This is a genomic window from Bartonella sp. P12B, assembly GCF_055796185.1.
The window spans coordinates 52266-66851 of sequence record NZ_JBTTDI010000002.1 but is presented as its reverse complement, the minus strand read 5'-3'; the positions used below and the strand labels follow the sequence as shown (position 1 = coordinate 66851).

At 36.2% G+C, this 14586-nt stretch carries 11 protein-coding genes; 7 read left to right on the top strand and 4 right to left on the bottom strand.

Going from position 1 to position 14586, the window contains the following annotated elements; translation table 11 throughout:
- Positions 1-294 precede the first annotated feature (294 nt).
- Positions 295-2175 (top strand): AsmA family protein, encoded by a 1881-nt coding sequence (locus AC0QT1_RS01890; RefSeq protein ID WP_473200176.1) that lies wholly within the window; start codon positions 295-297, stop codon positions 2173-2175.
- 93 nt (positions 2176-2268) lie between these two features.
- Here AC0QT1_RS01890 and AC0QT1_RS01885 read toward each other — a convergent pair whose 3' ends face one another.
- Positions 2269-2412, bottom strand: a complete 144-nt coding sequence (locus tag AC0QT1_RS01885; RefSeq protein WP_473200177.1) for a hypothetical protein — start codon at positions 2410-2412, stop codon at positions 2269-2271.
- 226 nt (positions 2413-2638) lie between these two features.
- On the opposite strand from AC0QT1_RS01885, the gene AC0QT1_RS01880 reads away from it, so the two are divergent.
- The 3 genes from AC0QT1_RS01880 (at position 2639) to AC0QT1_RS01870 (ending at position 7873) form a co-directional block, all read left to right on the top strand.
- A complete protein-coding gene (locus AC0QT1_RS01880; RefSeq protein WP_473200178.1) occupies positions 2639-3382 on the top strand; it encodes a 16S rRNA (uracil(1498)-N(3))-methyltransferase in 744 nt (247 codons plus the stop codon).
- 66 nt (positions 3383-3448) lie between these two features.
- Positions 3449-4822 (top strand): glutamate--cysteine ligase, encoded by a 1374-nt coding sequence (locus AC0QT1_RS01875; protein WP_473200179.1) that lies wholly within the window; start codon positions 3449-3451, stop codon positions 4820-4822.
- A 1695-nt stretch (positions 4823-6517) separates the two neighbouring features.
- Complete coding sequence (locus AC0QT1_RS01870) at positions 6518-7873, top strand: L-cystine transporter (RefSeq protein ID WP_473200180.1); 1356 nt, start codon at positions 6518-6520, stop codon at positions 7871-7873.
- A 14-nt stretch (positions 7874-7887) separates the two neighbouring features.
- Here AC0QT1_RS01870 and AC0QT1_RS01865 read toward each other — a convergent pair whose 3' ends face one another.
- Positions 7888-8772, bottom strand: a complete 885-nt coding sequence (locus AC0QT1_RS01865; protein WP_473201584.1) for a methyltransferase domain-containing protein — start codon at positions 8770-8772, stop codon at positions 7888-7890.
- 184 nt (positions 8773-8956) lie between these two features.
- Here AC0QT1_RS01865 and AC0QT1_RS01860 point away from each other — a divergent pair, with 184 nt between their 5' ends.
- Positions 8957-9742: a ComF family protein gene (locus AC0QT1_RS01860; protein ID WP_473200181.1), complete on the top strand. Its 786-nt coding sequence runs from the start codon at positions 8957-8959 to the stop codon at positions 9740-9742.
- A gap of 44 nt (positions 9743-9786) precedes the next feature.
- Complete coding sequence (grxC, locus tag AC0QT1_RS01855; protein WP_473200182.1) at positions 9787-10050, top strand: glutaredoxin 3; 264 nt, start codon at positions 9787-9789, stop codon at positions 10048-10050.
- An 11-nt stretch (positions 10051-10061) separates the two neighbouring features.
- Here grxC and ubiG read toward each other — a convergent pair whose 3' ends face one another.
- Entirely contained in the window at positions 10062-10805 is a 744-nt protein-coding gene (ubiG, locus tag AC0QT1_RS01850) for a bifunctional 2-polyprenyl-6-hydroxyphenol methylase/3-demethylubiquinol 3-O-methyltransferase UbiG (protein WP_473200183.1), read from the bottom strand.
- Between the two features lie 196 nt (positions 10806-11001).
- Between ubiG and AC0QT1_RS01845 the strand changes: the two genes are divergently transcribed.
- On the top strand, positions 11002-12258 hold the full coding sequence (locus tag AC0QT1_RS01845) for an aspartate kinase (RefSeq protein ID WP_473200184.1): 1257 nt from the start codon (positions 11002-11004) through the stop codon (positions 12256-12258).
- 894 nt (positions 12259-13152) lie between these two features.
- Here AC0QT1_RS01845 and nhaA read toward each other — a convergent pair.
- Positions 13153-14511, bottom strand: a complete 1359-nt coding sequence (gene nhaA, locus AC0QT1_RS01840; RefSeq protein WP_473201529.1) for a Na+/H+ antiporter NhaA — start codon at positions 14509-14511, stop codon at positions 13153-13155.
- Between the last annotated feature and the right edge of the window lie 75 nt (positions 14512-14586).

Here is a 14586-nt window from a genome sequence, read left to right as displayed (position 1 = left end):
TTATCCTTTTGTAAAGTGTTTGCTGACAATCCAAAAGCATTTAATAGCAATATTCATATGAGAATGGTAAAAATGATTCGATAATATTATGTATTTTATAATTTTTGAAAGGTTTTAAGATAACTGTTTTGTTTGGAAGCAGCAATATTGTCGTTCCAATAAACTTTGGATAAAAATAAGAATAATTAAATTATTAAATGAGATATAACGGATTTTAGAATTATAAGAATTTTTTTTACGATTATTTAAGTTTGCTTTTAATCTGTTATAGCGGCGGAAATATAGAGGAATATTGTGCGCGCCAGAATAATAAAATTTTTGAGCGGGGTTTTTATTGCAATTATTTTTTGGTTTGGAGTGGGTATTCTTATTTTACCTTATCTTGTGTCAACAGATATGATTCGTATACGTTTGGCTCAAGATTTAAGTGCGTGGACGGGTTATAATGTGCAATTACGTGATCCACCGCGATTGAATCTTTTTCCTTATCCTAAAGCATTTCTTTCTGGCATTACTCTAACCTCAAAACTGAATAATGTTGTACCGTTATTGGAAGCTGAATCGATAGAAGTTGATCTTTCTTTGCTCGATCTTCTTTGGGGGCATGTTTCCTTTTCGGAAACACGAATTGTGCGTCCCCAATTTGTTATGGAAAAACCGGTAAAAACAGTAGCGGATTTTTTTGATAGATTTTCGCGGTCGCAAAGTGCATTAGGATTCGCGATAAGGAATGCTCGTGAAATAATTAATCATAATCCTGATCAGCCGGACATAAAGCGTCTCTTAAACCAACCTTTTGGGCGAATTGTTATTGAAAATGGTACACTCGTTTATCATGATAGTATTTCTGGTATGCCAGAAAAAATAACAGGATTAAATGCAACTTTAGATTGGCCTGAACCAACGCAAAAAGTGCGATTTCGTGCAGATGCTCGTTGGCGCGGAGAGTTGACAACGTTATCGATTGACGCTGATCAAGTGTTATCGCTTTTAGCAGGAGGGAAAAGTCAAGTTAAGGCGAGTCTCAATTCTGTACGTGGTGGTATAACCTTTATAGGGCAGGCACGATTATCTGAATATTACATTTTTGATGGGAAGGTATCAATGCGTTCTCCAGGGTGGAATCAGACATTGTATTGGATTGGAGGCACACAATTTTGGGGACAGAGATTAAAAGCACCTATTGTATGGGAGTCTCATTTTTTAGCGCAGCCAATGCATATTCAAATGGATAATATTACATTTACAATGGGGACATCAAATGCGCGTGGTGCTTTAGAAGTTGATTTTCAGAACTATGTACCAATTGTTATTGGATCTTTAGCATTTGATAACCTAGATTTTAACATTTTTGAATCAATGCTTTCTTTCGTTAAAGAGCAGAATTCATTTCCTGATACGGCAATTTTAAATCGTATCGGGGTGGATGTACGACTTTCTTCGCCACAAGCAAAAGTAGGAAATATTGCGCTCACAAATTTAGCTGCTGCGATACAAATAAAAAATGGACATATCATTTTTGATCTTGGGGATGCGAATGTTTTTGGTGGATCTCTTCAAAGCAATATTGAAATTGCACCAGTTGATAAGAATGTGCGTATTGAAGGACGTGCTTCAGTTGTTTCCATGGATACGCAGGCTTTTTCAGAGGCTCTAGGAATTATCCCATTTGTACAAAGCAAAGCAAACTTGACGATGATGGTACGAACGCTTGCCAATTCTTGGTCAGAAATTTTTGCGAAAATGCAGGGTGAATTAACACTGAATCTGTCTTCTGGTCGATTGTTAGGATATGATTTGAATAGTTTACAGAAAACGCTTTCAGAAAAGGAACAATTTCTTTTAATGAAGAGTGATGTCCTTTCAACAACTTTTGATCTCTGGAATATTCAAACAAGTTTTTCAAATGGTACGATAAAGATAACAGAATCACTGATGGATACAGCAGACTGGAGCTTATCCATGTGGGGAATCATTTCTTCTGCTATCATGCAAGATCGAAAGGACGAATTTATATTACAAGCCCAAGTGCGAAAAAGTCATAGCTCAGGAACTCTTTGTAAAGATGTCCAGTGCCTTGCGAACAGTCTTATGCAGCCTTTTACCTTTTCTCTTAGTTCTAAAGGACTGGAATACGGTAATTTCTTGGTTAAAAAAGATGCTGATACAGATTGATGGGCCTTTTTAAGGCTGTATTGGCAAAAACTTTGGAAAACCGCTAAAAAATGTCGTCTTTCTATAAAATTTTAAGAGTAAGCTAGCCGGTGCTTATTTAAGTTCAGCAGAAATACCATAGCCATCTTCAGCGATTGTGTGTTTTCCATCTGCTCCAACGGAGCCAATTCCTACCGTAATCAGAATAAAAGCTAGGAGAGTGGTGATAGTAATAACTGTAGCTTTTTTTGCAGACATATTTTTCTCCAATTATGCAATAAATCAAAAAATGCAATGGTAAATAATCTGTTATTGTGAATTTATGTTAAGAGCAGAATCACTTAGTATTCTATTTGTTCCCATTTTTATCTCATAAAGCTAAAAAACTCTATAATTCTTTATAAATTATAGTCCTATAGATCTATCTTCTTCTTTTTGTTATACGTTTTTTCGATAATTATAGTTAGCTTTGGTACGATTTTTTATGCGTATAAATTATAAACTGAAAAGATTGTTTATCCATCAACCTCTTATTTTAAATGAAGAAATAAAGATAGAGGGGGCGCAAGCATCTTATCTTATACGTGTTTTACGGCTAAAAGAAGGGGCCAAAATTTTACTTTTTAATGGACAGGATGGTGAATGGCTTGCTAAACTGATCGCCATTAAGAAAAAAATTGTTGTGGTTCAGCTTATCCAGCAGGAAAGATTGCAAACGACGCATTCGAATCTCATTTACTGTTTTGCTCCACTCAAAAATGCGCGTTTGGATTATATGGTGCAGAAAGCTGTTGAAATGGGGGTATCGGTTTTGCAGCCTGTTATAACACATCACACACAGGTTACGCGTATCAATAGAGCGCGTATGGAGGCTAATGTTATTGAAGCTTCTGAACAGTGTGGCATTTTATCTTTACCTGAATGTTCTTCTCCTCTTTCGTTAGTAGAGCTTTTAGCACATTGGGATGAGACACGTCCTTTATTCTTTTGTGATGAAGCACACAAATCCCATAACGTATTGCCTTTTTTAAAAAAGCACGAAATCACAGCATTGGGTGTCCTCATTGGACCAGAAGGTGGGTTTAGTGAAGAAGAGCGAAACTTTTTAAAAAAACATCCTTTCGTGATTCCAATGTCTTTGGGACCACGTATTTTGCGCGCTGACACTGCTGCTGTTGCTGCTTTAGCTCTTCTTAATGCTAGTGTAGGAGATTGGTCAATTGATTGAAGTGTATAAAATCATTCTAAATGGTTCATTTAAAATGATAGAACTAATGATAGGATAAAATAAGTTATGGCGCTTGATATAACAGATGAGAGTGAAATTTATAACTTAGATTGCCTGGTTAGCTATTTTCAGGAGGGGTGTAAAGCAGAAAATGATTGGCGTATTGGTACAGAACATGAAAAATTTCCATTCTATAGAGATGGTTTCCGTCCTGTTCCGTATAATGGCACGAGAGGGATTCGTGCACTTTTGGAAGGAATGCAAGAGGTTTTAGGATGGAGTCCCATTTTAGATGAGGGAAATATTATTGGACTCGTAGGATCGGCTGATCAAGGTGCTATTTCTTTGGAACCTGGAGGGCAATTTGAATTATCTGGTGCACCGCTAGAAACAATTGGTCATACTTATTGCGAGGTGATGGAACATTTAACTCTTCTCAAGAAAATTTCAGAGCCACTGGGGATTGGTTTTCTCGGTATGGGGGCTAGCCCAAAGTGGACATTGGCTGAAACTCCGCGAATGCCCAAGTCTCGTTATCAAATTATGACCGATTATATGCCAAAAGTTGGCACAAGTGGTCTTGACATGATGTATCGAACATCGACCATTCAGGTTAATCTTGATTTTTCCTCTGAAACGGATATGCGGCGAAAAATGCAAGTATCAATGAAGTTACAATCGATTGCAACAGCATTATTTGCTAGTTCACCTTTTACAGAGGGAAGCCCGAATGGCTTTTTATCTTGGCGCTCTGAAATTTGGTGCGATACTGATAATCAGAGATCTGGAGTTCTCCCCTTTGTGTTTTCTGAGCGTTTTGGTTTTGCTGATTATGTTGAATGGGCACTTGATGTACCAATGTATTTTGTCGTGCGCGATGGCCGTTATTATGATTGTACTCATATAACTTTTCGTCAATTTATGAAGGGAGCATTAAAAGGGCAGGTTGCAAATTCAATACCCAATATGGGAGATTGGATTAATCATCTATCCACTTTGTTTCCCGAAGTCCGCTTAAAACGATTTTTAGAAATGAGAGGTGCTGACTGTGGTTCTTGGAGACGCATTTGTGCATTGTCGGCTTTTTGGGTTGGGATTCTGTATGACAGTGAAGCACTCAATGAAGCAGAAGCTTTAACAAAAGATTGGTGTTTTGAAGAAGTTTTGGATATGCGCAACCGTGTTCCTAAAGAAGGGTTAAGAACACCTTTTCGTCACACCATAATTTTAGAAATAGCTCGTCAAGTTGTTGCTATTTCACGCAAGGGGTTAAAAAATCGCAGACAGTGCAATGCTGATGGTTTAGATGAGACAAATTTTTTAGTTCCTTTAGAAGAGGTAATCGCGTTAGGACAAACAGATGCTGATCGGTTATTGTCTCTTTATCATTCTATTTGGAATGGGGCTGTAGAACCTGTATTTTTAGAGTGTGCCTATTAGATTTTGAAGTAAAAAGCTTCATCTTTCATTTCCAAATAAGTGTATATGATTATTACTTCTCATTGACAGATTTCCTTTAGAAGCCTATTTTATTTTACTTGCAATCCTCATCTCTTGATGTTTTTTATGAAGGAGATAGTGCAAGATTTGTCGGCACAATTATCTTTACTTCTGCAAAGCAGCAGTTCAGTAACATCACGATCTTTACACCCTCAAGTCCCATTCATCTTGCATTAAGACGATTCAATAAGAGGTATATTTGTTTTTTCAAATTTTTTTGCCCATAGGTTAATTACGCTAGAGGTGTCCACACAAACGGTTTTTGTTATTTGCTAGAGACATATATTATACTTCTTTCATTTTTTAATGGTAAGATTGGTGATCTTATCTCTTCTTTCGTATCTATATGGTATATTTCTATGCGAGGGTGCAAACAGTGGCTGTATTTAAAGATACGTTATAGAATTACATATTATCATTTCTTTTTCACTCAATTTACTTATTTTGGCTAACGCTAAGTGAAGGATCTAAGTTTTTGTGCATTTAAACATTGGATTCTGACAATTTTTTTCAAGTTTTTATTAGGAAAAAAATTCTTTTTAAATTATTCTAAATAGTATCGTATTTTATGATATTAACTTGAAAAGACTTAATTTTTGTTTTTTTATTTATGAGATAGAGCACGGATATTTTTTTATTTTTTGCTATAAATCGGCGAATCTTTCATAAAAAATAATTTTATATCAAGAATAAAGGATTAAAATAGCTAAATTGGAATGATAAATTTGCAACTCTATTAAATATTACCAAAACTACTTGGTACCATATTCTGTAGAAAGGACAGGGTTTATTTTTATCTTTAAGAGTTTTTAAGTTATTCCTCATCTAATTCTATCTTTTTTTAGCACTTTAATTTTTAGATATATATAATAAAGCTTATTTTACGGATTTAGATTTTTTATTTGAGTGTATCTTTAGATTTTTTATTTGAGTGTATCTAAAGAATAACCATAGGGGAAATAAAGCTTCGATTATTACGCACGTATTGTTTTGCATTTCAGCATTCTATTATAAATTCAAAAATTTTAGCATTTATAATTTTAGTGGTTTAGAAGAACTGTTTTATGGCAACTAATAAGTAAAGAGAATTCCACCAAGAACCAAATAAGATTTTGTAAAGACCGTTTGAATAAGATGAGACATTAAAAAAGGACGGTGACCAAAATGGGTGAGGATGTCGGTAATAAAATTGGCATAGAAAGATAGCTTAGTTTGTTATTGTATTTTTAGAAAAACAAGTCATGGGATTGTTGGCGGTATCTTTATTATTTTGGGAAGGATTTGCTTCCTTCAAATCGTAAGAAAGAATAATGGCGTCATTCAAATCTTAAGGCGTATTAAAAGCGTTCTTTTATTATTGAAATGGAATAGAAGATGTTGATATTTTGATTCTTTATTAGAAGTCTTTCTCTTAAGAGTAAAATTTTATAAATAATCGGAAAATGAACTCATTTGATTTTTTATTTCCTTCCAAGAGCTATTAATAGGCAAAAAATTCTCTTCTAACCGATAACTTTAAAAATAGTGATTTTGTAAAAGTGTTGTAAACTTTGTATTTTATTTTTGAATATTATGCATTGATTTTAGGCTATGCATAATATTCACTATCAAGCATAACAAGAGTGGGCATAAACAATGGCATTTAATTTTTTCATCAATTTATTTTTATTTGTTATTTTCTTATTCTTGCTTACTCAAAGTAACAGGATGAAATGGAGTCTTTCACTACGTGTTATGTTAGGGCTTATCCTTGGCATACTTTTTGGAAGTGTTTTACAGATTATTTATGGAGAAGGTGAAGCCACGTTATTGAAATCTGTTGAATGGTTTAACATTGTTGGTAATGGCTATATCTTATTACTCCAAATGATTGTTATGCCATTGGTTTTTGTCTCTATCGTCTCAGCAGTTGCTCATTTGCATTCTGTTTATGCTGTTGGTAAAATGAGCATAATGACCATTTCAATATTGCTTTTTACAACGGCTCTTTCAGCATTGGTCGGCATTTTTGTAGTTAATTTTTTCGGATTAACAGCAAATGGTTTGGTGCATGAAGGGCAAAATGTTTCTACTCTTCTCGATGATCGTATTTCTCAACTTGGAGACATGAATATTCCAAAGATGATTTTATCCTTGATTCCTAAAAATCCATTTGCTGAATTAAGTGGAGTCAAACGTACATCAATTATAGGTGTTGTTATTTTTGCATCCTTTTTAGGAGCAGCAGCTCTTCTTTTAAAGAAAGATGATTCCGAACAGGGAGAAAAAGCGCTTTTATTCATTCAAGTGGCACAAGCTTGGATTACGCGGTTAGTCCGTATTGTGATTGCTTTGACACCCTATGGTATTTTTGCCCTTATGACGAAGGTAGGAGCAACCTCACGTGTTGCGGATATTTTAGATTTATTGGTTTTTAGCATCGCTTCCTACATTAGCATTATCTTTATGTTTGGAATTCATGGTGTGTTGCTTGGCATATCAGGAATTAATCCGTTTCGTTTTTTCAAAAAGGTTTTGCCTGTTTTGACATTTGCTTTTAGTAGCCGTTCAAGTGCTGCAAGTATTCCTTTGAATATTGAGGCTCAAACGCAATGGATTGGTGTACCACAGTCAATAGCGAGTTTTGCAGCCTCTTTTGGAGCAACAATTGGCCAAAATGGTTGTGCCGGTATTTATCCAGCGATGCTTGCAACCATGATAGCACCCTCTATGGGTATTAATCCCTTTGATCCTACTTGGATTGCTACTCTTGTTGGTGTTGTAACGTTGAGTTCTATTGGTGTAGCTGGTGTTGGTGGTGGTGCTATTTTTGCAGCATTGATTGTATTGCCAATAATGGGATTACCTGTTTCTTTGGTTGCTGTTCTCATGTCTATCGAACCCTTAATTGATATGGGGCGTACAGCTCTCAATGTAAGCGATTCAATGTTGGCTGGAACTATAACCAGTCAAATGTTAGGGGTAACGGATAAAAACACCTTTGAAAAGTAATTCTCATGTGGAGTTTATAGTTTTTTGTGTTCTTTCCTTAAAACACTTGCGAGAGATATTTGCGCTGAGCCTGGCTTTATCGGTTTTTGTTGATTTGGATGAGGAGTCCAACCAGAAAGCCAAATAAAAGAAAAATGTGCACGGATCCGTCCATCAGGATCGCTAAATTTTTGTGCATAGATTTCAGCGGCTCGGAGAAAAAAGCGCTTAGATACAGGGCGCCGTGAGCGATTGATGAGTGCATTTTGCATTCCCATAGTTTTAAGGTCATTTATAAGATCAAACATTGTATTATAGCGTATTGTGACATCTTCAATATCTGCGACAGGTAGAGCAAAACCAACACGCTGTAAAAGGGCTCCTATCTCACGAATGTCGGCAAAAGGATAGATTCTAGGACTTGCTCCGCCATAGATTTCAACTTCAGCTTGTAGGAGAGATTCACGTAACTCCATAAGTGTGCCAGCTCCAGCCATAACAGCTAGGAATAATCCATCTGGTTTCAGAATATTTTTTATCTGACTAAGGACACCAGGGGTATCATTAGTCAATTGTAATGAAAGAAGTGAAACGATGAGATCACAATAATTTTGAGGAAAGTCAAGAAATTCTCGAGGACGCAAATGAAATTTTTTGTCATGGCTTTGATAAAGTATGTCAGTTTCAACGCGTTCTATGGAATGGACTTTTCCAGATTTCAATAAAGCTTGCGCTGCAAGATCTGTATGGCTGTGTAAATCGAGAGCTAATGTAAAGAAACGATTAATAGTACAGAGACGTTTATACAGATCCTCCGCCATGTAGGACAATAAAAAATCATATCCTTCTTTTGCTTTTTTGAAAGCACGTTTGCGAAATTGCTCAATACGATCATGATCAAAAATTAAAGGATGTGGCATATCGTTCATGACTTTCGATCTATGATTCAAAGAATATTTTACAAAGGTTCATTTTATGCCAGCTCTATCAAGCTCATGATGTGAAAGAAAAACAAATTTATAAAAGGTAAGAGTTTTTAAAGGAATTAAAATTAAAAAGTATAAAAGATTTTTTTGTGCAGGGAAGCTGTAAAAGCCTAAATTAATGTTGTGCTTTCAAGAAATAGCTTTAACTAGCGGAAATATATTAAGCAAGTTGATTGAGCGCTTGCTAACAATTTTGTATCCGCCAATTTGTCTTGGATGCAAGCAAAGCGTTTCCGCTTATGGTACGATTTGCTCCGAATGTTGGAAAGGTCTTCAGTTTATCACAAAACCTTATTGTCCTGTTATGGGAATTCCTTTTGTTTGTGATATGGGGGAAGGTTTTCTCAGTGGTGAAGCTCTTAAAAGTTCTTTTCCTTTTTCGCGTGTTCGTTCGGCTATTGTTCATAAGGGGATAGCGCAAGCTTTGGTAACGCGATTGAAATATAGTGATCATATAGAATTAGCATCTTTTATGGCCAATTGGATGATATCTGCTGGGCGCGAGATTATTAATGAGTGTGATGTTATTATCTCCGTTCCCTTGCATTTTCGTCGTTTTTTGAAAAGACGTTACAATCAATCTGCAGAGCTTGCTCGTTATATTGCAGGAGCGCAGAAAAAAAATTTTAAACCGGGTTGGCTTGTGCGGAGTCGACATACCCGTCCGCAGGTGAATTTATCAGCGAGAGAGCGGAAGCTAAATGTATTAAATGCCTTTGAGGTGCCACACAAAGTTAAAAAACATCTAAAGGGACGTTCTATTTTGCTGATTGATGATGTTTTTACAACAGGTGCGACCGTTACAGCAGCAGCTGCAACATTAAAACGTGCAGGTGCACGACAGGTTGATGTGTTAACATTTTCACGTGTCTTAAAAGAGACCTCTCTGGTTCCTAATTCTTGAGAAGATCTTAAAATTGACTTATTAAAAAACATGGGAGAATAATTATGAAACAGATAGTACTTTATACACGCCCTAACTGTCCTTATTGCACGAGGGCACGTGATTTGCTTGATAAAAAAGGAGTGAAATATAAAGATATTGATGCATCAACAACTCTTCGCGAAGAAATGGTGCAGCGAGCAAATGGGCGCAACACATTTCCACAAATCTTTATAGGTGATTATCATGTTGGCGGTTGTGATGATCTTTATGCTCTAGAAGATGAAGGGAAGCTCAATTCTTTGTTGCAAGACATAGAGGACTTGTAGATTATCTTTTCCTAAGGCTTTTTTGCAAGAAGCATATAGTTAACATTCATATCTTTTGAGCGATTCCAGCTGTCATTTAATGGATTGTAAGTAATACCGATCTGATCGATGACAGCTAAAGTGTTTTTTGATAAGAGATTCTTAAGTTCCTGGGGTTTTAGGAACTTTTTATAGTCATGAGTTCCTTTCGGAAGCCAATGTAAAATATATTCAGCACCTATAATAGCTAATCCCCATGCTTTCCACGTACGATTGAGTGTTGAGACAAACATCAACCCTTGTGGTTTAAGCATTTTTGCTGTGGCAGCCATGAAAAGGTTAACATCAGATACATGTTCAACAACCTCCATATTGAGAATGATATCAAAGTGCTCTCCTTCATTGGCTAATGTTTCTGCAGTAGTTGTACGGTAATCAATGGAAAGATCACTTTGGGCTGCGTGGATTTTTGCGACTTCAATATTGGTCTGTGCCGCATCAGCTCCCACAACCGTAGCACCAAGACGTGCCATTGGTTCGCACAACAAACCACCACCACAGCCAATATCAAGAATTCTCAAATTTTTGAAGGGCATGAGTGAAACAGGATCGCGATTAAATTCTAAACAGATTTTTTCTCTGATATAAGCAAGACGAGTGGGATTGAATTGATGAAGTGGACGAAATTTTCCTTGAGGATCCCACCATTCGGCAGAAATACGTGAAAAATGATCAATTTCATTTTGATCGATGGTGGTACGCATTTTATTTATCATGTTGCTCTCCTTTTACTTTTTTATGATCAAGTCAGGTAGATTTTATTATAAAGTCAAGAGAAATTAATATAAACATAACTGAACTTGCACAAATGGTAGATATTCTATATGTGAAAAAGTGATTTGTTGATACGAGAGTGAGTTCTTATTTTTACGGTTGTTTGAGATAAGAAATATAAAGGTAAGAGTGTTATTGATGGCACGGATTGTCATGAAATTTGGTGGAACGTCTGTAGCAGATATTGAACGTATTCATAATGTTGCACGGCATGTTAAAAGAGAGGTAGACGCAGGAAATGAAGTTGCAGTTGTCGTATCCGCGATGGCTGGGAAAACCAATGAGCTTGTTCAGTGGACATGTGATGCTTCGCCAATAAATAAAGATGCTTATGAATATGATGTCGTTGTTGCTTCTGGTGAGCAGGTAACGGCAGGTTTGTTGGCTCTTACACTTCAAGCAATGGGAATAAATGCACGTTCATGGCTTGGTTGGCAAATTCCTATTCATACGGATAGCGCACATAGCAGTGCACGGATTACAGATATTGATGGTTCTTTTTTAATAGAGCGTTTTCAAGAAGGTCAGGTAGCTGTTATTGCTGGTTTTCAGGGATTGGCTCCGGATAATCGGGTTTCTACTTTAGGGCGTGGTGGATCAGATACGAGTGCTGTTGCTATAGCGGCAGCTATACAGGCTGATCGCTGTGATATTTATACAGATGTGGATGGCGTTTATACAACGGATCCGCGTATAGAACCTAAGGCACGTCGTTTACCAAAAGTTGCTTTTGAAGAAATGCTAGAAATGGCTTCTCTTGGAGCAAAAGTTTTACAGGTTCGTTCTGTTGAATTGGCAATGGTTCATAAAGTTCGTACTTTCGTGCGCTCAAGTTTTGAGGATCCCGATGCATTAGGCATGGATGATTCAATGAATTCTTCTGGAACACTTATTTGCGATGAGGAGGAAATTGTGGAACAACAAAATGTTACTGGTATTGCTTTTGCTAAGGATGAGGCACAAATTTCTCTCCGTCGACTAGCAGATCGCCCAGGGATCTCTGCAGCAATTTTTGGACCTTTGTCTGAAGCGCGAATTAATGTTGATATGATTGTACAAAATATTTCTGAAGATGGTTCAAAAACCGATATGACTTTTACTGTACCATCAACGGATGTAGATAAAGCGGTTGCCCTTCTTAAGAAAAATCGTAAAGAAATTGGATTTGATGTTATCCAATTTGAAAGAGATCTTGCCAAGGTATCTGTTATTGGTATTGGAATGCGCAGCCATGCAGGTGTTGCGGCTACAGCATTTCAAGCTTTGGCTGAGAAAGGTATTAATATTCAGGCAATCACAACTTCCGAGATTAAAATTTCTATTTTGATTGACAGCGCTTATACTGAGCTTGCAGTTAGAACATTACATGCTGTTTATGGGCTTGATAAGGGTTAAAAACTTTTTATCTTGAAAAAGATTTCTAGATAATATGAAGCATTCATATCTGTAGGAAACTCCAGACTTTCTACTAAACGTTTAGCAGGAGAGGAAAAGTTTGCGACTTGTTCAAATATGCCTGTTAGGTAGAAAGCTTTATGAATGCTCAGCAAAATTATAGAATTCATCAGGTTTGATTTTAGATTATTTATGAAATTACGCAAAATGGAATTGATGAGATATTTTTCATTAACAGTTTGCTTTTCTTACAGGGGTTTTAAAAATTTTATGTGAATCTCGTGGATTTAGTTTATTCTTCTCCATGAACGTGAATAAAAATCTAAAATAAAGATTTGTGCAATAATGACTCGTAAAGAAATATCTTCAATTTAACAAAGGCACTAAAGCTTTTTTAGCTTTTGTTATGGGTTCATTTACATCAAACATAATAAAATCTTTTTCATAGTTCTCAATACATCAAATGACATGCGCTTTGCTATGAAACCCCAATCTTGCACAATTATAGTAATAATGAGTTGAGATATTCGAAATTGTCATCTATTTTGGTACAAATGCTTGCAATGAACAATTTGTTTTGTATTTCTTGTTTGTTAATTATTTCGAGAGACACTATTTCTTTACTTTAATTAAGCTTTCAATGTTTTAATAAGAGATGCATTATTTTATGCAAATCACGCCTTATTTTTGATTAAATATTTTTGACAGAGTTTATCAGTAAAGTGAAATAATTTTTAAAGAGGATAATCTTTTTCTTTTATTTCATGGTAAAGAAATAAATTAAGGGAGAAATTTCCCTTTCTTCGTTTCTATGATTACTCTAAATTACAGTTCAAAAAATGGACCAAGCCGTTTTTTTAAGAAGTATTATAAAGAGCATTATTCTTTGAACTGCTAAGAATTATGAGAAATTTTTTTATTACGCTTAATGTAAATGAACCCATAACCAAGGCCGACAAGAGCAGATAAACCAGATCCACAAAGGACACCAATTTTTGCAGAATCAAGTAAGATGATATCCTTAAAAGCAAGCATTGAAACAAAGATAGACATTGTAAAGCCAATTCCTGCTAACAATCCAATGAGCAAAACACCTGTCCAAGTCATTTGAGGAGGAAGACGACATAGTCCTGATTTTACTGCTAAATAACTTGCAATAATGATACCCATAGGCTTACCAACAAAGAGACCAATAACAACACCAAGTATAACTAAGAATGATTCATGAGAAGAAAGGTCAAAATTTGCAAAACTAACCCCAGCATTTGCAAAAGCAAAAATCGGCATCACGCCGTATGCGACCCATGGATGCAATGCTTTCTGGACACGTATTACTGGTGCAATCATATCACGTTGTCCTTTGCGCATTTTTTTCAATGCAGTGGAGATATGATGCAGGTCTGTTTTTACATTTTTTTCTTGAAGAATTTGCATTGCATTGCTTAACATGGTGAGCGGCGCAACTAACGTTCGGGTAGGAAAAACAGGGGTCATCATACCTAAAATCACACCAGCAAGTGATGGGTGAACACCTGTTGCCATTAATCCCCACCAAATAATTGCACCAGGTAGAATGTAGAGCCATGCTGAAGCGAGACCAATCCATTGAAAGAATAACACTAAGGCAATACCCGCTGAGGCGATGATTAAACCACTAGGATCAATGTTTGTGGAGTAGAAGAAAGCAATAATAAGAACAGCGATGATATCATCAATAATTGCCAAGGATAAGAGAATGATATGAAGATTAGAAGGAATTTTTTTCCCAAGAAGAGCAAGAATACCTAATGCAAAAGCAATATCTGTTGCCGTTGGCACAGCCCAACCATTTGTATGTCCCCCATTAAAATTGAAGCTGAGATAGATAATTGCAGGGAGGCAAACTCCACCGACTGCTGCAATAATTGGCAAAATTGCTTGTTTAAAATCAGCAAGAGCTCCTTCATGAATCTCACGCCGAATTTCCATTCCCGCGACGAGAAAGAAAATAGTCATGAGAGCATCATTAACCCAGAAATGCAAATCCCATGAGAGGGTGAAATGGCCAAAGTTAAAGCCAAAAGGTGTATGCCAGAAGGATTCATAAAGAGAAGCATAATCAGAATTGGCAAGAATGAGTGCAGCAGCAGCAGCTAATAAGAGAACAATTCCGCTGAGAGCTTCAATATGAAGGAAACGCTCAATAGCAGAAAGTGCTTGATTTGTGACACGAGAAGCACGATTAGGCAAGCGATTTGAAGATAAATCAGACATGAACAACTCCAAGTATCGACAATTTTACCAGTATATATCTTTTTGTGTAAACTACTCTGTACGATACTTTCTTCT